The following is a 16,683-nucleotide window of genomic DNA, read 5'->3' as shown; positions in this document are numbered from 1 at the left end:
TCTCACCACTACGAATGTGAAAACGTCCGTCGGGTTGGGACCCGGGATGATATGGGAACGGGTTGGTTGGTACCCAACTTTCACCGCTATCCTTTGTACTTCAGCGTACCGTCGGCCATCTTGGGTGCGATATAGAGCGCGTCGTCGACACCGTTTTTGATGCCGGGTTTGACGTCGAGCCCCCAGTGTGCACCGTTGTACGCACCGGCGTCGGGTTGGTACAGCATCTCCGCTTCGGGGAGCGTTTGGTTCCACCACCACATCAGTTCGTGATGGTATTTCGAGTCGCCCGTCGACTGCCACTTCCGAATGTGTTGTTCGATGTTGATGGTCTTCGTCCCGCTCGAACCTTTGGGGTCGCCGATCGGCATCGGAATCTCGCTCTCGGGTGCGAAATGGAGGATCGATTGGAGCCAATCGATGACCAGATCGGTCGCCCACATCGCGGTGATCCCGTTCGAGGACGACCCGTCGGGCATGATATCGTACTTCCCTTTGTTGCGGCGGTCGTCGAACGTCGCGTCGTCGACCTGCTCCTGTTTCGTGTCGATGCCGAAGTCTTTCAGGTTCTGCTTGAGCACCTGAATGTCCTGTCGGTCGGCACCGTTCATGATGGAGAGTTTGAACCGCTTTCCATCCGGAGTCATCCATTTATCGTTGCTCTTTTCGTACCCCTCACGGCGAAGGAGTTCAGCAGCACGCTTCGTATTGTTCTCGCCGTACTTCGTGAAGTCCTTGACCCACTCGGCGGTCTCGTCTTTGCCCCTGCTCAACACCTTTCCCGGGACGCGGCACGGTGCCCAATCGAACGTCCGGTTCACGCCTTGGAGCAGCGATTCGGTCTGTTTGCGACTGTAGACGTGGCAAATCGCTTTGCGGACGTTGACGTTGTTGACCGGCGACTCGTAGTCGACGCCGTGTCCGCAGTTGAACGAGAACAGTTTGTTGCTGGACCGACCTTCCCGAAACAGGGTGTTACCCTTCGGAAGCTTGCTTTTGAGGTCGTTCTGAACCGGGAACCCCTTGTGTGTCGCATCTATCTTTCCCGCCGAGTACGGCTGGATGGGTTGGTTGGTCGAGAACAGTTTGAGCGCGAACTCGTCGAAGTTGATGCTGTCGGCGTTGGGATGATCCTCGTACTTCTCCATGACGATGATATCGTCACCGACGTCTTTGATCTTGAACGGTCCGTGACCGATCGGGTCGTCGGTAATCATCGGATATTTCGCCGTCGTGATATCTTCGATGGCTGCTTTCTTCTCACTTCCAGAGCCGGTGGTGAGCTTCTTGTGCCATTCGCTCCATTTCGGGTCGTCGTGTTTGGTGAAGACGCCACGCGCCAAGTTACCGTTGTAGATTCCGATCGTATTTTGGACGGCGAAGATCTCGGATAGCGCGTCGTTCAGATTAATCCGCACGTGATGGTCGTCAACCGCTTCGACCGACTTGATGAGCGGTTTACCACCTTCGTCCGAAGCTTTCTGAAGCGCCAGTTCGATCTCCTGTTGCATGACCCAATCCTGGGCGACGAACTTATCGCCGTTGTGCCACGTCCACTTGTCGCTGAAAGTGGCTTCGAGGGTCTTGTCATCCGGCATTTTCCACGATTCGGCCATCAACGGGTACGCTTCGTTCTGAGTCGGACTATACACCGCGAGCCGGTCGAAGATACATGCTCCCGGGTGCCAGCAGCCTGTTTGCGTCGGATTCCATGGATTGAAGTGACGTTCGGACGGCGTGGCGCCGCTGGTCAGGGGATCGAACACCCGGAATCTCTTTCCGTTCGTGTTGCCACCGCTTCCATCATCGGTTCCCGGCGTCGGTTCGTCTCCACCACCGGAACAACCGGCGAGCAACGCCGCTCCGCCGACCGCACCCGATTTAATGAAGTTTCGCCTCGTACTGATGCCTCTTCGCCAGTTGTTAGAATCTGGCATGGCAATACCATATGAAGCAACCTATATATATTTATTCCTCACGAAAATGTCCTTTATACTTCTCCTCTGTCGAGCGAGAGGGAAATTCCGTCCTCGCTAGCGTGGCATATCGGCGAGAAACGGATACAGGTCAGTGAGCTCCAGTCGTTCGTTTCGACGGCCGGACTCGTAGGCCGCCAACGTGACGATTGTCGCCCAGAACGCATCACGGGCGGTCGAAGGGGGTTCGGTGTCGTCGGCGATCGATTCGATGAATGCGTCGGCTTTGCCCGTTCCGTCGCTGGGGTACGGGTCGTGCTCGACACCCTCCGCGTCGATAGTGTACGACGTCCGTTCGTCCCATTCACGCCCTTCGAAGTACACCGCGCCCTCGTCGTCCCAGATGTGGATATGTTCGCGTGTTCGGGGGACGATCCCCGTGTCCGCGATGTTTGCCACCGCTCCGCCCTCGAACTCGACGATGATGGACGACTGCTTGTCGAATAGCTGTTCGTCGTCGTGGAACTCGACGGTCGCCGTCACGTGCGTGGGGGTCAAACCCGTCGTCCAGAGGATGGCATCGATGATGTGGGTCCCGACGTTCAGCAGGTGGCCACCGCCGCTCAGTTCGGGATCCATTCGCCAGTCGGTCATCTCCTCGTAGTAGTCCCGCCAGTCATGGGTTATCTCACCCGTGATGAACGTGGGTTCGAGGTCGCCGTTCGCCCACCGTTCCCGTCCGGCGATGAAGGCCGGATTGAGGTGACGTTGGTAGCCGAGCATCGTCACTCGGTCGCTCTCCTCGACTCGTTCCAACAGCTCGCGTGCGTCGTCGATCGTCGTCGCGAGCGGCTTTTCACAGAGGACGTGCAGGTCGTGGTCGAGGGCGGTCGTCGCCTGATCGAAGTGAAGGCCGTTCGGCGTCGCGATTCCGACCGCGTCGAGGGGTTCCTCGGTTACCATCGACCGGTAGCGTGCGTACTGTGCCTCCGCCGGAACGTCGAGCTCGCGGCCCGAAGCGGCGAGGTTCTCCTCGTTCACGTCCGCGAGGGCGACGAGTTCTGCGTCCGGATGCGAGTGAAACTCACGACCGAGACGAATGCCGAGACTACCGAGGCCGACGAGCCCCACACGGAGTACATCTCCAGAATTCATTGATTCAACCATCGTCTACTGGTGGACGTTTGCGAAACGAGTATAAGAGTGTTGTCCACCGACGTCCAAAACCACGTCCGGACGACGAGTTTCTACCGGTTCCGCACACCTCGACACGCCGTGGGTTCCGGAGCGTGTTCCCCTACGAGGAACGACTCGCGGCGGCCACCGTTGCGGCACCGACCGATACCGTGAGGTTACGACGAATCGATCGTCACGTTCGTCGCCGTTTCGTCGATATCGACGCGATCGGATAGCGGGCCGTGATTTCCGCGAAGCGAGACGGTTCGTGTTCCAGGTCCGCTCACTTCCAAGAACGGCCGTTCGGACGGGTGGGCGGCACAATCGCTGATTCGGGTCCGGCCGACGTCCGTAACGGCAACCGCCGGAGACGGTACGTCCCCCCGGAATCGGAGTCCGTCTATCGAGACGAGGTCGGTTTCCTCGAACTCCATCGCCGGGACCCCGACCGTACGGATTTCCACGTCGGAGAAGGAGACGTCCGCGAGCGACTTGCAGAAGAACGTGTGAGAGGCCTCGTAATTCTCGGCCATCGCGGGGGAGATGTCGGTGGCGTCGAGGGGACGGGTAGCGTCGATGCGGACGTTCGAGAACGAAATCCCTTCGAAGGGTCGCTCGGGAATCCCTGCGAAGAACCCGGCAAAGGAGACGTCACGCGCGGTCACGTTGTGGAAATGGACGTTTCTGACCATCGGCGTCGATTCGTCCACCGCAATCGGGTCGCTGTCGATGTCGGTAAAGTAGTAGCCGTTGATGACGAACGGGCAGACGACGCGGCGCATGACGATGGTGTCGAAGCGCAGGTCTTCCACGACGCCGCCGCGACCGCGCTGGGTCTTGATCCGGATGCCACGGTCGGTTCCCGTGAACGTGCAGTTCGAGACCGTGACGTCGCGCACGTCACCCGACATCTCGCTTCCGATGACGACGCCGCCGTGGCCAGCCTCGACGGTGCAGTTGGTGATCGTGATCCGTGACGCCGGTTCGCCGACCGTCCGCCCCTCCTCGTCCTTGCCGGACTTGATGCAGATGGCGTCGTCCCCGGCATTGACGTAGGTGTCGCTTATTCTCACGTGCCGCGAGGAGTCGATATCGATACCGTCGCCGTTCGGAGCATCGGCGGGGTTCTCGATGTTCACGTCGTGGACGGAGACGTTTTCCGAGTAGACGATGTGGGTGTTCCAGAACGGCGAATTCCGAAGGGTAACTCCGGAGACGGAGACGTTCTCGGATTCGGAGACTTGGAACAGCGGCGGACGTAAAGTGAAACTGCTGACGTCGTCTTTCTTGTCGTTCCGCTCGTCGAATTCGTCGAGTCGCGTCCGTAGACCCTCCGGATACTCCGATTCCGGGGTGTCGTAGAACGACCACCAATAGTCACCCTGCCCGTCGATGGTTCCTCTTCCCGTGATTTCTACGTTCCTCGCGTCCCGGACGAGCAGGCAGGGGTGGAACCCGAACTGGTTCCACCCTTCCCATCTGCTCTCGACGGTCGGAAACGCCTCGTAATCGCGGACGAACAGAAGCGTCGCCCCGGCGTCGAGGTGGAGCGTGGTGTCGTCGCCGACTCGAAGCGGTCCCGTTCGATACTCGCCCGGCGGGACGTGTACCGTTCCGCCCGTCTCGGCGCACGCGTCGAGCGCTGTCTGGATCGGTTCGGTGTCGAGTTCGGTTCCGTCGCCGACGGCATCGAATTCCCGAACAACGTAACGGGAGGATTGCAAGTCTTGCATCACTCGGACGGATTCGGACGAGGGGAATAAACGTTGCGTCGATTCGGACCGTCCTCTTCCGTCGACCGTGGTCAGTTAGTTTCGCGTTCGACTATCGTTCGTCATCTCATCACTCGACCAACCACGCCCACATTCGAAGCCACGCACGGGTGTTACACTGCGGAACCCATACGTGATGCGAGTTCTCGGGCAACTCGGGATAGCCGCCGACGTCCTCCTGGCTGTCGATGTACCGCCCTTCGCCGCGAGCGACCTTTCGGAGGATGCGTTCGTCGTGTTCGGTTCGGTCGCCCGGTCGCGCACCGACGTTCCGGAAGTTGTGCCGAACGGTGTCGTCGGACGACAACGGGTCGAGTCCGTCGGGCCAGAGGGGTCGTTCGTCGAGCACCGTGATACCATCCCCGACGAGTTCGCCCGGTGCATCGGATTTCAAGTCGTTGTCGCGTACGTACGCCTCCCCGTCGCCGAAGATTTTCGGCTTGTCGTTGATGGGATGTCGGTAAACGTTCCCCTCGATACTCGCTTGCGTATCCGGATCTAGCCACGCGCCGTCCTTGAAGTGGAAGACAAGGTTGTTCACGACCACGCTTCTCGTTCCCTCCTTCAAACGAGGGTTGCGGTCGATGTTGTCCGCCCAGAGATTGCCCATCATCGCGACGTTCTTGGCCCCGTTGCCGATCAAAGAACCGTAGTTGTGTTCGCCCTTGTGGTGGGTTGCGTCGCGGAGCGCCTCCGCGACCAGGCAGTTGGACATGGTCGTATCGTTCGTGTCGTAGCCCACCGAGAGGTTCTCGTCCACCGACCACGTCGTCGTACAGTGGTCTATCACGTTGTTCTCGGTACCGTCGCCGGTGTTGATGCCGTCAGGTTCCCAACCGACGTCCTGTCCCGCGTCCCCCGGACGGACGCGGAGATGTTGAATCACACAATCGTTCGCGACGACCCAGAGGTCGCCACGAATGAGCGTGACCCCGGGGGACGGGGCAGTTTGTCCCGCGAGATACAGTTGGTCGGTCGAGACGGTCAGTCGTTCGGCGTGTAGGTCGATGGTGCCGCTCGTCTCGAAGACGACCACGCGCGGTCCGTCCACGTTGAGTGCGGTCTCCAACTGTCGACGCGTCGGCTTGGTTATCTTGATGATGGGTGTGTCGTCGTCCAACCACGGAGCAGGGTCAGCGAACCCGTCGTCCGGTTCGAAGTGGGATTTGCTTTGCGGACCATCCCATTGGCCGTCATCGCCGCGGGAAAAACTCGGCGTTCCGAACGTGTACGGCGGGGATGTGAACGAATCGCCGTCGCTCGTGTTGACGACCGCTCGAACTTGGTAATAACGGCGACTCGTGAGCTCCGACAACTCGATACTGAACGATCCGGACGAAGAACGCTGTCGGGAGTCGGTCCGTTTCCACCGTTCGGTCGGTACCTCACGATACTCGAAGTAACAGCTAGCCGACTCCGCTCCACCCAAGTCAGTTAGCTCACCATGCAGGGTCGCCGACGTCGCTCGCACGTCAGTTACCGGTTCGGTCGAGACGTAGGGAACGCCCTCCTCGACCGAGACGCTCCCCGAGACTTCCACGGAACCCACGTCCCGATGAGCGTCCGGCGAAATTCCCGACAGGTCTCGAAGCCGCGCGGTACAGAGCGTTCCTAGGCTGTGGCTCGTCACCGGAATCCCGACGTACGCCTGCGCGGGAAGATCGATATCGTCCGCGGTGAGTTGGGCGATACGCGTCCAATCACTGCCGTCGGGTGATCCGTAAGCCGAAATCGTATCACCCGTCCGTGTCAATCGTAACCACTCGGCCGAAATGCTTCCGCCGTCGACTTCGCTTTTGTCCTCCCCTCCCGAGGTCGTGCTGAGCGTTTCGACACCGGATTCCGGACGCCACTGCAGCGACGCGTCGCCGTTTGGTGTCCGGCGGAGCATCACGTTCTTCTCGTCCGGATCGAGCGTCGGACGGACCATGAGACCCGTTTTCGCGTTGGCGTCGGTCCATTCCAGTTCTGTATTATGAACCGTCGCGTCGAAATCACCGTTCGTCGAATCGTAGTAATAGTGGAACGCGTCCGCCGTGTCCCAGATGTCCGCACCCCCTCCTTCAATGGTGATGGTGGTCGCCGCCGCTGCCACCCCACTCGTTAGCATTGTTGTCGTCGCACCGATACTACCGGCTCCGATAACGCGGAGAAACGTTCTTCTATTTGGCATCATTATTCGAACGCCGAATATTTCTAATCGCAATAGTTTATAAATATTTTTTCAATTTAATACCATTTATGTACCAACTTTTCTCCGAGACCATCGGATTACGGTGAACTTTTTCACCCGAATAGAACCGTCATGAGGGGACCGATTCCCGAATTTCTGTTCCCCAGAGGAGAACGGAGGTACGGTCGAAAACGAACGTGTCTTTTCGTATCACACCCACCCAAAATTATGTTTCTCAGTCAATGGGAGATTTAAACGAGAGGATGAAGAATTATTCTCGTTGTCACACGGATGTTTACCGTTCTCTAAAGGCAAACGAGCTGTGCAATCCCGTTTCCATTACAGAGATAGTTGTGTAATGGTAGACCGGCGGTTACGATACTTCGATTCGATTCTCCCCGATGAGAGGGTCATTCTTTCGTGTGAGAACCGCCAAGCGTGAGCCGATGTCGGTAATCGTGTCGTTCGAGTTCTCCAGTCGTCGGTGAAATCCCGAGGATTTACTCGGCCCGCAGACGTATCTCATCGGGAAATCGTTCCCTTCTCGCGAACGAATTTTCGTTCAGCAATCGCGGCGAGGCGGTGAAGACGGTCGGAGTCGTGGCCGCGGTCGGTCGACGTCGCATTCTAACTGATGATCGATTCGAACGAAGACCCTTCGACTCCCGTAGCGATTAAGACAATAGCCTCGGAAGGTGGTACCATGAAGCGATACCAGACGGACGTTCGAAATCGCACGCTCCACATCGAAACCGGTGACGGTTGGATGGAAGTCGGTTCCATGGACGACATCTGCGAGCTCGTCGGTGGAGAGACGTACAGTATCGAGTACGGCGAACGCCAGCGAGCGGCGGATTGGTCCGGTGCCGACGAAGATGGTACGTTCACGTTCGACGTCCCGGAAACGCTGTCCGAGTTGAGTTACGACAAGGAGTTCGTCGCAAACGTCGGTTCCGTCCCACTCGACGAGACGGACGACGACGGCTATCCGCTTCGAACGTCCGTTTTCTCCGACATGATGATGCGAATCTGGGACACGAAAGGGAACCTCGAAGCGGAGTAACGATCTTGGGACGGCAAATTCGATGCGAGTCGCCCGAAATCGATGGCGCATCATCCGCTAAAAGACGCAGAGGATGAGGGATGCCGGGCCTCTTAGGGCCGCTCCAACTATATTTTTGTAATATATAAACCAAATAATTTCTAGAAAAATTTTATTAAGATATATTTTGAATTCAAATCCGGTGTTACAGCAATGACGCCAGACAGGCGCACGTTCCTCCGTGCGCTCGGAGCCGGTAGTATCGGCACGACAGCGATAGCGACGAATGCTGTCACAGCAACGACAACCGACGTGACTACGAGGGCTAGCGACGGGTCGGCGTTCGACCTCGATGACGGGTTCGCCTCGACCGACTGGTTCGATGACGACGCGCAGGTCATCAGCGTCACAGAGGCGACCCGAAACGCCGTTGAGAGCGCGTTCACCGCGAGCGGGCCGCGCGTAGTCGTCTTCGAGACAAGCGGCACCATCGACCTCGGCGGAGAGACGCTGAAAATCACGAACGACCACTGTTGGGTCGCGGGGCAGACTGCCCCGTCACCCGGCATTACGTTCATCAAAGGCGCGGTACAGATCGATGCCGACAACTGTATCGTTCAGCACATTCGTTCACGCGTCGGACCCGGTCCCGGTGGCGACATCCAGGGTAACGACTCGCTGAACACACAAGACGGGACGATAAACAACGTCGTCGATCACGTGAGCGCCTCGTGGGGAGTCGATGAGTGTATGTCCGTCGGATACGACACAGACAACACGACCTACACGAACAATCTGATCTACGAAGGATTGTACGACCCGTACGGGGACGGATCGGACCACAATTACTGTACGCTCGTCGGCAACGGGGCGGACCACGTGGCGTTACTCGGCAACGTCTGGTCCAAAGCCCGAAACCGGATTCCGAGACTCAAGAGCGAGACGCGATCGGTCGTCGTCAACAACTTCACGTACTTCTTCGACGAAGCCTCGAACACGGATAGTTCCGCCGAGACGACGTGGGTCGGGAACAGATACACCGGTCTCATGGCACCCGGTGAATCCATCGTGGAGGGGAGTGGAACCGTGTATTCCGAGGACAATACGACGGCGGACCCACAACTCGACTCGGACGTCTCCTTCGTCGAACCGAGCACGGTAGACGAAAAACCGCTGTGGCCGAGCGGGCTGTCAGCGATGTCGTCGAGCGAGGTCGAGTCTCACAACCTTTCAAACGCCGGTGCGCGTCCGGCCGACCGAATGGGCAACGACCAGCGTATCGTGAGCGAAATCCGAAATCGGACCGGAAACGACAGCCTCGATTCCCCGTACGACTATTGGATCGCGGATCTGGACGATGTCGGGGGCTATCCGACCCTCCCGGAGAACACCCACACCCTAGACGTCCCGAGCAGTGGCCTGCGAGACTGGCTCGAGCAGTGGGCACTCGCCGTCGAAGACCCGGACGCGAGCCCACCGTGAATGCGTCCGCCACGGGTCACGAAGTGATCCCGACGTGAAATGGGAAATGATTACCAACGAGTGGACGGAACGAGCATAATCATGTCTCCGCATGGAGTTCCGAACCCACACCCGTTCGAATCGATTTTTTAGTCGAACACAGCCACTTACTCGTCACTAGCCCTCTGGCTCCCGACTCGAATACGACAACAGGATCGAGAGGGGACACAGCGTCACAATAAGAAAGTCGGTGGCTGGTATCAGTCGCGGTTCAGCGGGTTCGTGCGAGTTGTGGCGGTCAGTGATGCCTGTTACAGAGGCGCCTCCTTGGGTTCCAACCGTCGAAGATGTTTTCCGCCGTGTATTGCCGTGCCTGCGCTCGGGTCAACTGATGTGACCAATCGACCCGCTGTTCCGGCGTGAAACCGGGACCCGAATTGTCGTATTCTGCATAGAACGCGCTTTCCGGGTTCTGTTCGTCGTTCCAGTGCTTCCAGCCGACGGGTTTGATGTGATCTCCGAGGAAGGTGTGCATGAAGACCACTTGCGCGTACGGACGCCACGGTCGACCCAAGTAGTAGGAATTTTCGGGTGCGTCACTCGTGATATCGCATTCCTTGAATACGTAGCCGAAATCCTTCTCGGCCTCGGTCGAAGCAGCGGTCACGTAGCCGCCGTCGGATTTGCAGCGTATGTGACAATTTTCGAACAAGCACGTTGCCCACCCGAAGATGAAGTCAACGTCGCCCTCGATGTAACACTCCTTATAATATTGCCGACTGTCGTGGCCGTGGGTGTAGAGTGTATCTTGATTTCCGAGGAAGAGGCAGTTCTCGAAGACCGCTCGGTCCCCGTTGATTCGGATAGCAACCGCCTGCGCGACCGGTTCCGAGCCGTTCGCAAACGTGATACTCCTCGCCGTAAAGTCGTCTCCGTTGACGAAGAAACTCGACGAGCCGGATGTTCCGATCGGTTCACCGGACTCGTCTTCCGTATCCGCATTGTCGTCGTACGTGAGTACGGTGTCTTGAGCGCTCTCACCGACGAAGGTAACGTTCGTCTTGTCGGGGGGCAACCTCAACTTCTCCTTGTATCGTCCGTTTTTGATGTAGACGCGCGTCTCCGACCGATCTCCCGTCGGAATCGCGTCGATGGCGTCTTGAACTTTCTCATACTCTCCGCTTCCATCCTTCGCGACGACGATATCGGCCTCGTTCCGTTTTCTATCAGGTGTTGTGGTCATCGTTTCACTGTTTGTTTCGGACTCGGGAACGTCGGTCGAGTTCAGGATTCCGTCGGTGTTGGAAGAACCCACGAACGATCCCGTGATTCCTGTCCCTGCCATTGCTACTAGCTGACGGCGGGTAATAACATCCCTCATTGACAAGTATTAACGTGATACACTCCGAAATAAATATGATTGTTGGATGTTTTACATTCTTCCGTCATCGGATTCCGAGACTATCGTAGCACGCGACTAGTGGAAGAGAGACAGGGTATCGGTGGAGTGGTATCGGCTCGTTCCTTCTGGACTAGTACGGTTATCACACCAAACGAACCCGTGAGAGTTTCATAGCACAGCGAATAGATGAGATCCGTCTAACAAAGTAGTATCGTATAAAGAAGAGTCTAAGCAAGTATATTTGGACACCACTGCTAATAAGTTTACGGCTGGTATCACCCTACCGCTCGTGGGGCGGAACGGTTTGACGAGTTCACGTCCGTTTCCACTATTGGGTCGATTCCGTCCGTCATTACCCCTGACAGCGACCCCGACGATACAGCGGGAGCTGGATCGCGCAACATTATTTCATTAATAAAGTTCTGTACAATAGTCTTAAACAGAAGGATGGTCGAATAATCAATCATGGACCTACGAGAACGGTTTCGTATGGCACAACAGATGATGTCGAATCCATTTATGCGGAGACAGCAGTTCCTATCGTCTGTCATCGGTCCGGTTCAGAGTCGAATCCATGGGAACGACGGCAAATACGTTATGGATGCCGACTGGGACAACCTCCTCATCTTGGACGCGTGTCGATACGACCTGTTTACCCAGATTTACGCCAAATTATCGCTCGACGGTGAGTTGACCACGTTCCAATCTCGGGGGAGTTCCTCATCGGAATTTTTACTGGAGAACTTCGGCGGTCGATCGTACAACGACACCGTCTATGTAACCGCCAATCCACACGAGAAACGAGTTCTCGACGATTCGTTTTACTTCACGGACCGTGTTTGGATCGACGGATGGAGCGATGATGACGGAATCGTTCCCCCGGAAGTACTCTCGGAACGTGCGCTCTCGGTCCACGAGGAGTTCCCAAACAAACGTCAGATAGTCCATTTCATGCAACCCCACACCCCTTTTATTGGCGAGACGAAACTCGATATCGATAGCCGATTGACAGGCGGACTCCGAGACATGATGCTCGATGAGTCATCGGAGATGGACTTCGGATTCGCTTGGGAAGCATTGCAGGATGGTGAAATCGAAGACGGAATCTTTTGGGAGGCGTATCGGGATAATTTGATTCGCGTGCTCGAGGAAGCGATTCCGCTCGCGGAAGAACTTCCGGGAAAAACAGTGATCACGGCCGATCACGGAAACGCGATCGGCGAGTGGGCGACTCCGTTCCCGATTCCGGTCTACTTCCATCCAAGTAAAATACGGATGCCGGTACTCAACACCGTTCCGTGGTTCGTGCCTCCGTACTCGAATAGAAAGAGTATTGTCAGGTCTGGCGAGTCGGGGTCGGCAGACATCCCCGACGAAGCGGCTGTGTCAGGCGATGACGCGATCGAAGAACGCTTGTCCGCGTTGGGTTACGCCGAATAACACCTGTCCGAAATCTCCAACATCGGTGATAGCCGAATCGCGTCGCCGACGGGGGCGACGCGCCGTCGAAGTCCAGTCGGTGTTTGGGAGGTTCGTTGATTTTCGATGACCGATCGTTTAATCGCCCGCGGACGATTTACAAGCGGTATGGGAGAATGCCCCGGGGATTGACTCCGAGGCGATTCACGTGCTTGTAGAACGGTAGTTGAAAATCGACTTCCGTATGGACTCGTCAAACCTGTCGTTCGTGGTTATCCTCTACCGGCGTGTCAACACAATATGGTTTCGGGCCGGAGACATCGCTAGTCTCGGTGACGGGAAAACCGAACAGTGACCGTAGGCCGGTTCGAAATTCATCCCTCCGCGAGTGCTCGGACCACTTCGCTCGGGGACTCACCGGTGGTAGAAGCGGCAGGGTATTGTCACCCGGCGATCGCTCGCCTGCGGTTTCCATCGTGGGAACATTTTTGTCGATTCTCAGCGTAGCCGTCGTATGACAACAGCTGCCCCAGCACCCGACGATGTTATCGCGAAGGTCGTCGCACTCGGTCCCCCTGGCACGCCGGTGACGACGCCGGAGGTCGCCGAGGGATTCGACTGCACGAAACGGACGATCTACAATAGACTGGATGCGCTCGTCGAGGACGGCGTCCTGCAGACGAAGAAGGTCGGGGCGAACAGTCGCGTCTGGTGGCGACCCGTGTCGAAACCGTCTGAAAACCTCAGCAACGGTGAGACGCCATGCCGAGAGCAAGCCGAGTTGCAACGACAGGCCGAACTCGATGCCTTCCGTGTGAGACTGACCGACGACATCAGGTCGATCGCGGACCCCGTCGAGACCAAGGAGACGTTCCAGACCGACAGCGTGGTCGAACTCACACTGCGCTCGACGGCGGCGGACTCGCCGCTCTGTCGCCTCTCCCGGGCCACCAACGGCAAACTCCAGTTCGACGGGGTGATCCCACAAGATGACGATTCGGCGACCGTCTTCTTCACGGCCGAGGATGCGATATTCGAGGAGTTGCTGACCGCTAGCGACGACGTTCTGAGCGTCGCGGACCTGGAGTGTCTCGGTGACAGCGAAGCTGGGACCATGTTCAAAGCGCTGCTGAGCGGGGCAATCCTGGCAACCCACGTTCTCGACCGGGACGCGACGATCCGTTCACTCCGATTCGATTCAGGCACCGCGACCATCGTCGCCGACCTTCCGAGATCGGCCGACGTCCGGGAGTTCGTCGACGACCTCGTCCGGGAAGTTCCCGACCTCGAATTGCTCTCTCGTCACATCCGGCGGCGCGAACCGGGACAGACGCTCCAGGCGGCCGTCCTGGATCGGCTGACGCCCCGCCAGCAGGAGGTCCTCCAGCTGGCCTACCGGAGCGGGTACTTCGAGTCACCTCGGGTACAGACGGGCGAAGACCTGGCCGAGGTCCTGGACATCGTCCCCTCGACGTTCACCAGACATATCCGGGAAGCTCAGCGGAACGTCCTCAACGTGGTCTTCGCTACTGGGGAGCAACGAGGGGTTACGAAATAATTGCATCTTTTTCGAATCCGTTGCAACCATTTCTTGAATGAGGTTTCCCGGACGGGCCGGAGACCGTCGAAGCGATCGCCGAACAGATAGCTACGAACCCATCTCATCGGACGGACCAGACACACCGACCCGAGAGTCGAACGACCATGACTGATCGCACAGGGTCCTCGGTGCCCGACTTGGACGCGATGCTCGATATCCTGGCCAACAGGTATCGTCGGCGGTTACTCGTCGCGTGCCTCCGGCACAACCCACAGGACGACGACCCACAGATCCCCGGCGACATCAAACTCGATTCAGAGGGCCTGGACTCGCTGATGATTCACATGCGACACATCCACCTCCCGAAACTGAAGGAGGCGGGGTTCATCGAGTTGGATAGGGAGACGAACACTGTCCGGAAGGGCCCCAGTTCGAGGATATCCGGCCGCTGCTGGAGTTGATGCAGAACCACGCCGACGAATTGCCCGAGGACTGGCTCCGAGATTTCAGCATCCGGTTCCGCTATCGAGCTATCCGCGCGAATGCAACGAGTAGGCGATCAATAGAACGCCGAAGAACTGAAACAACCGCGTGACGAGCGTAAGCGGTTGCTGGTACTGCAGACCGAGGTAGCCCTCGCGGAGTAGCAGCGAGCCGACGAAGGCGATGCTGAACGCGACGGCTGTGAGGAAAAACAGGCCCATGGAGAGTGCTTGCATCGTTCGGCTGTCGTGGCGGCGATACCCGCGGTAGGCCTGATAGCCAACGTAGCTACCGACGAGCGTCGACCCGAGGGCGAGTGCGATGATAACCCAGTCGATGACGGTGGCCACAGGTGCCATCTCAGAGGTCCTCCCACATCTTCTTGAAGCGGTCAGCGGTGTCGCTCTCCCGTTCTCCGGGGAACGATTCGTCGGTGCGCGTTACGGCCGCCTCGAAGGAACCGGTGTCCAACTCGATAGAGACCTCAGATAGCGTGGCCGTATAAACGCTGTAGTGATTGTTTCTGGTCCGAATCTTGGTCTGCTCTTCGAGGAGTCCGTGTCCTTGCAACCGTTCCACTCGGCGGTAGACCGTCGGTTTGGACATCTCACATTCGTCGGCAAGCTGTTGTGCGGACATTGGTTTGATACTCGTTGCTGCGAGGATTTCCCGGGCATACTCGTCGCTGAGGATATCGAGAAGCTCACCCAGCGCTGGATCCTCACTCACGTTTCGGTCGAATGACCGTCTGTCGGATTAATAGGTCCATGGGTTTTGAACGCGGAGGGTTGCGGCGACCGATTCCGGGAGTATGACGGGGGTGTTGCAGCGATACGGCGTTACTCTGGAGGGGGTGGTACGTCAACGGTGACCGCGATGGGTAGCCTCGTGCTGTCAGAGGGCACATCACCGTACTTCCGATGTGGCTGCACGCGATTAGTTCGTTGGCACCCATCGCATTTCGATGAAGGGACCGTTAGATAATATAAAAGTAGGGCGAGTTTCTGACCCGGAAATTCGCGCGATTTCAGGCGCGACAGCCCACCGAACGGCCGACTTCGACCATGAGGTCGATTTTGACGCCGGTTCCCCGGACAGTGTAGCCGTAACCGTTGCAGTTCCACGAGAGCGAATTGGTCGTCCCGTGTTCGATAGTCGCCGGTTGTCCGTCGATCGTCACGTCGTGCTCGTCGTCCTCAATGTCGAGGGTGTAGTTGAACTTCGCAACCGTAAGTTCGCGTCCGTCAGCGGCGTACCGGAGTCCGACTCCCTCTATGCGGCCGGTCGTTTGCGTCGCGTAGACCAGTTCGAACGCGGGCGGCACGGTCGGGTCCGGCACCGCAATCGAACTCTGCGCCTCTAGGTCGGTGCGACTCCGATACCACTCCGTGTTCGGGGTCTCCGGCCGCCGCACCGTCGTGTTAGCGTCTATCTCGGGACGGAACGTGTCCGCCGACACCTGCGGGTCGAACGTCACGTTGGTGTACGTCGCCGTCACCGACCGATGGGTATCGTTGACGGTCCACGCCGTCTCCTTGCGCAGCGGGTAGAATCGCTCGGAGTCTACCCACAACCGCTGTCGGTAGCTGTCCTCGCTCCGGTTGTCCGCGGGGGTGATGTCGAGTACGTACGCGTCTCGCCCGCCGACGGCCTCGGTCTTGACGAACTCGACGGTGTAACTACGGTTTCGGTCCATCTGGGGGGTAGCGCCGGTGTGTCGCGGCAAGGCGGGTAACGGCGATACGCCGATGGATTTGGGTCGCCCCTCGTCGTCGGTCAGCCCCGCGGCGGCGACGAGCCGTTGGAGTCGAACGGCCGTTTGCGAATCGGTCGGGGGTCCCGTCAACTCGACGGTAGTCACGACGTTCTGGTCGATATCGCGGAGCCAAAGCGTCGAACCGTTCGAAACCTGCAGTTCGTACCGTCGATCCGATGCGTTTTGGAAGCGGACTCGTTTCCGGTCGGTACCCGGGACGAGCGTGACGGTGGCGACGTTTCGGGATGTGACAGTGCCGTTAGTCCGCATCGTGACCGTCCGCGTGCCTGTGAGCGCGTCGATGGAGCGGTAGCGCTCGGTCACGTTGGCGTCGACCGAGGGGTTCGCATCGCGTATCGTCCCTCCCGCGGCCCAGAGGACCGCGGAAACCACGACACCGAGGAGCAACAGCGTGACGAGTGTGCGCCGGTCGAGTCGGAGTGGCGAGCGGGTCATACTAATACCACGCTGAGCGAGGGTTTAATTGCGTGTCGAATAACTGGCGGTGGAATACTTCCGGATGGTCGGCTTTTTTATTACAAT

13 protein-coding genes are annotated in these 16,683 nt (G+C 58.1%); 5 read left to right on the top strand and 8 right to left on the bottom strand.

Features of this window, described 5'->3' with window-relative positions; all coding sequences use genetic code 11:
• Window positions 1-86 precede the first annotated feature (86 nt).
• The 4 genes from V5735_RS23440 to V5735_RS23425 all read right to left on the bottom strand — a co-directional run bounded on the left by V5735_RS23440 (window position 87) and on the right by V5735_RS23425 (window position 7,040).
• Complete coding sequence (locus tag V5735_RS23440) at window positions 87-1,937, bottom strand: ABC transporter substrate-binding protein (RefSeq protein ID WP_423747502.1); 1,851 nt, start codon at window positions 1,935-1,937, stop codon at window positions 87-89.
• Between the two features lie 96 nt (window positions 1,938-2,033).
• Window positions 2,034-3,083 (bottom strand): Gfo/Idh/MocA family protein, encoded by a 1,050-nt coding sequence (locus V5735_RS23435; RefSeq protein WP_423747501.1) that lies wholly within the window; start codon window positions 3,081-3,083, stop codon window positions 2,034-2,036.
• A gap of 185 nt (window positions 3,084-3,268) precedes the next feature.
• Window positions 3,269-4,825, bottom strand: coding sequence for a glycoside hydrolase family 28 protein (locus V5735_RS23430; protein ID WP_423747500.1), 1,557 nt, complete (start codon window positions 4,823-4,825; stop codon window positions 3,269-3,271).
• A 109-nt stretch (window positions 4,826-4,934) separates the two neighbouring features.
• Complete coding sequence (locus tag V5735_RS23425; RefSeq protein ID WP_423747499.1) at window positions 4,935-7,040, bottom strand: pectate lyase; 2,106 nt, start codon at window positions 7,038-7,040, stop codon at window positions 4,935-4,937.
• A gap of 700 nt (window positions 7,041-7,740) precedes the next feature.
• On the opposite strand from V5735_RS23425, the gene V5735_RS23420 reads away from it, so the two are divergent.
• Both V5735_RS23420 and V5735_RS23415 read left to right on the top strand, forming a co-directional pair.
• Entirely contained in the window at window positions 7,741-8,100 is a 360-nt protein-coding gene (locus V5735_RS23420) for a hypothetical protein (RefSeq protein ID WP_423747498.1), read from the top strand.
• A 192-nt stretch (window positions 8,101-8,292) separates the two neighbouring features.
• Entirely contained in the window at window positions 8,293-9,561 is a 1,269-nt protein-coding gene (locus tag V5735_RS23415) for a hypothetical protein (RefSeq protein ID WP_423747497.1), read from the top strand.
• Window positions 9,562-9,838: 277 nt separating this feature from the next.
• On the opposite strand, the gene V5735_RS23410 is transcribed toward V5735_RS23415, so the two are convergent.
• Window positions 9,839-10,783: a pectinesterase family protein gene (locus tag V5735_RS23410; protein ID WP_423747496.1), complete on the bottom strand. Its 945-nt coding sequence runs from the start codon at window positions 10,781-10,783 to the stop codon at window positions 9,839-9,841.
• Window positions 10,784-11,632: 849 nt separating this feature from the next.
• Here V5735_RS23410 and V5735_RS23405 point away from each other — a divergent pair.
• The 3 genes from V5735_RS23405 (at window position 11,633) to V5735_RS23395 (ending at window position 14,362) form a co-directional block, all read left to right on the top strand.
• Entirely contained in the window at window positions 11,633-12,382 is a 750-nt protein-coding gene (locus tag V5735_RS23405; protein WP_423747495.1) for a hypothetical protein, read from the top strand.
• Window positions 12,383-12,875: 493 nt separating this feature from the next.
• Window positions 12,876-13,919, top strand: coding sequence for a bacterio-opsin activator domain-containing protein (locus tag V5735_RS23400; protein ID WP_423747494.1), 1,044 nt, complete (start codon window positions 12,876-12,878; stop codon window positions 13,917-13,919).
• Between the two features lie 146 nt (window positions 13,920-14,065).
• A complete protein-coding gene (locus tag V5735_RS23395) occupies window positions 14,066-14,362 on the top strand; it encodes a DUF7344 domain-containing protein (RefSeq protein WP_423747493.1) in 297 nt (98 codons plus the stop codon).
• Between the two features lie 69 nt (window positions 14,363-14,431).
• Here V5735_RS23395 and V5735_RS23390 read toward each other — a convergent pair whose 3' ends face one another.
• From V5735_RS23390 to V5735_RS23380, 3 genes are all read right to left on the bottom strand, one after another.
• Window positions 14,432-14,743: a DUF7521 family protein gene (locus V5735_RS23390; protein WP_007981349.1), complete on the bottom strand. Its 312-nt coding sequence runs from the start codon at window positions 14,741-14,743 to the stop codon at window positions 14,432-14,434.
• 1 nt (window position 14,744) lies between these two features.
• On the bottom strand, window positions 14,745-15,113 hold the full coding sequence (locus tag V5735_RS23385) for an ArsR/SmtB family transcription factor (RefSeq protein ID WP_423747492.1): 369 nt from the start codon (window positions 15,111-15,113) through the stop codon (window positions 14,745-14,747).
• Window positions 15,114-15,411: 298 nt separating this feature from the next.
• Window positions 15,412-16,596: an outer membrane lipoprotein-sorting protein gene (locus V5735_RS23380; RefSeq protein WP_423747491.1), complete on the bottom strand. Its 1,185-nt coding sequence runs from the start codon at window positions 16,594-16,596 to the stop codon at window positions 15,412-15,414.
• Window positions 16,597-16,683: the final 87 nt, after the last annotated feature.

This window comes from Haladaptatus sp. SPP-AMP-3, assembly GCF_049568665.1.
GTDB classification, from domain to species: Archaea; Halobacteriota; Halobacteria; order Halobacteriales; family Haladaptataceae; genus Haladaptatus; species Haladaptatus paucihalophilus.
Note: the sequence above shows the minus strand (reverse complement) of the source record. Positions and strands in the feature narration are given on the sequence as shown.

What these genes read in the sequence shown, in the direction of transcription:
- V5735_RS23440 (WP_423747502.1), bottom strand. Translation starts at nt 1,937, where the DNA reads ATGCCAGATTCTAACAACTGGCGAAGAGGCATCAGTACGAGGCGAAAC.
- V5735_RS23435 (WP_423747501.1), bottom strand. Translation starts at nt 3,083, where the DNA reads ATGGTTGAATCAATGAATTCTGGAGATGTACTCCGTGTGGGGCTCGTC.
- V5735_RS23430 (WP_423747500.1), bottom strand. Translation starts at nt 4,825, where the DNA reads ATGCAAGACTTGCAATCCTCCCGTTACGTTGTTCGGGAATTCGATGCC.
- V5735_RS23425 (WP_423747499.1), bottom strand. Translation starts at nt 7,040, where the DNA reads ATGATGCCAAATAGAAGAACGTTTCTCCGCGTTATCGGAGCCGGTAGT.
- V5735_RS23420 (WP_423747498.1), top strand. Translation starts at nt 7,741, where the DNA reads ATGAAGCGATACCAGACGGACGTTCGAAATCGCACGCTCCACATCGAA.
- V5735_RS23415 (WP_423747497.1), top strand. Translation starts at nt 8,293, where the DNA reads ATGACGCCAGACAGGCGCACGTTCCTCCGTGCGCTCGGAGCCGGTAGT.
- V5735_RS23410 (WP_423747496.1), bottom strand. Translation starts at nt 10,783, where the DNA reads ATGACCACAACACCTGATAGAAAACGGAACGAGGCCGATATCGTCGTC.
- V5735_RS23400 (WP_423747494.1), top strand. Translation starts at nt 12,876, where the DNA reads ATGACAACAGCTGCCCCAGCACCCGACGATGTTATCGCGAAGGTCGTC.
- V5735_RS23395 (WP_423747493.1), top strand. Translation starts at nt 14,066, where the DNA reads ATGACTGATCGCACAGGGTCCTCGGTGCCCGACTTGGACGCGATGCTC.
- V5735_RS23390 (WP_007981349.1), bottom strand. Translation starts at nt 14,743, where the DNA reads ATGGCACCTGTGGCCACCGTCATCGACTGGGTTATCATCGCACTCGCC.
- V5735_RS23380 (WP_423747491.1), bottom strand. Translation starts at nt 16,596, where the DNA reads ATGACCCGCTCGCCACTCCGACTCGACCGGCGCACACTCGTCACGCTG.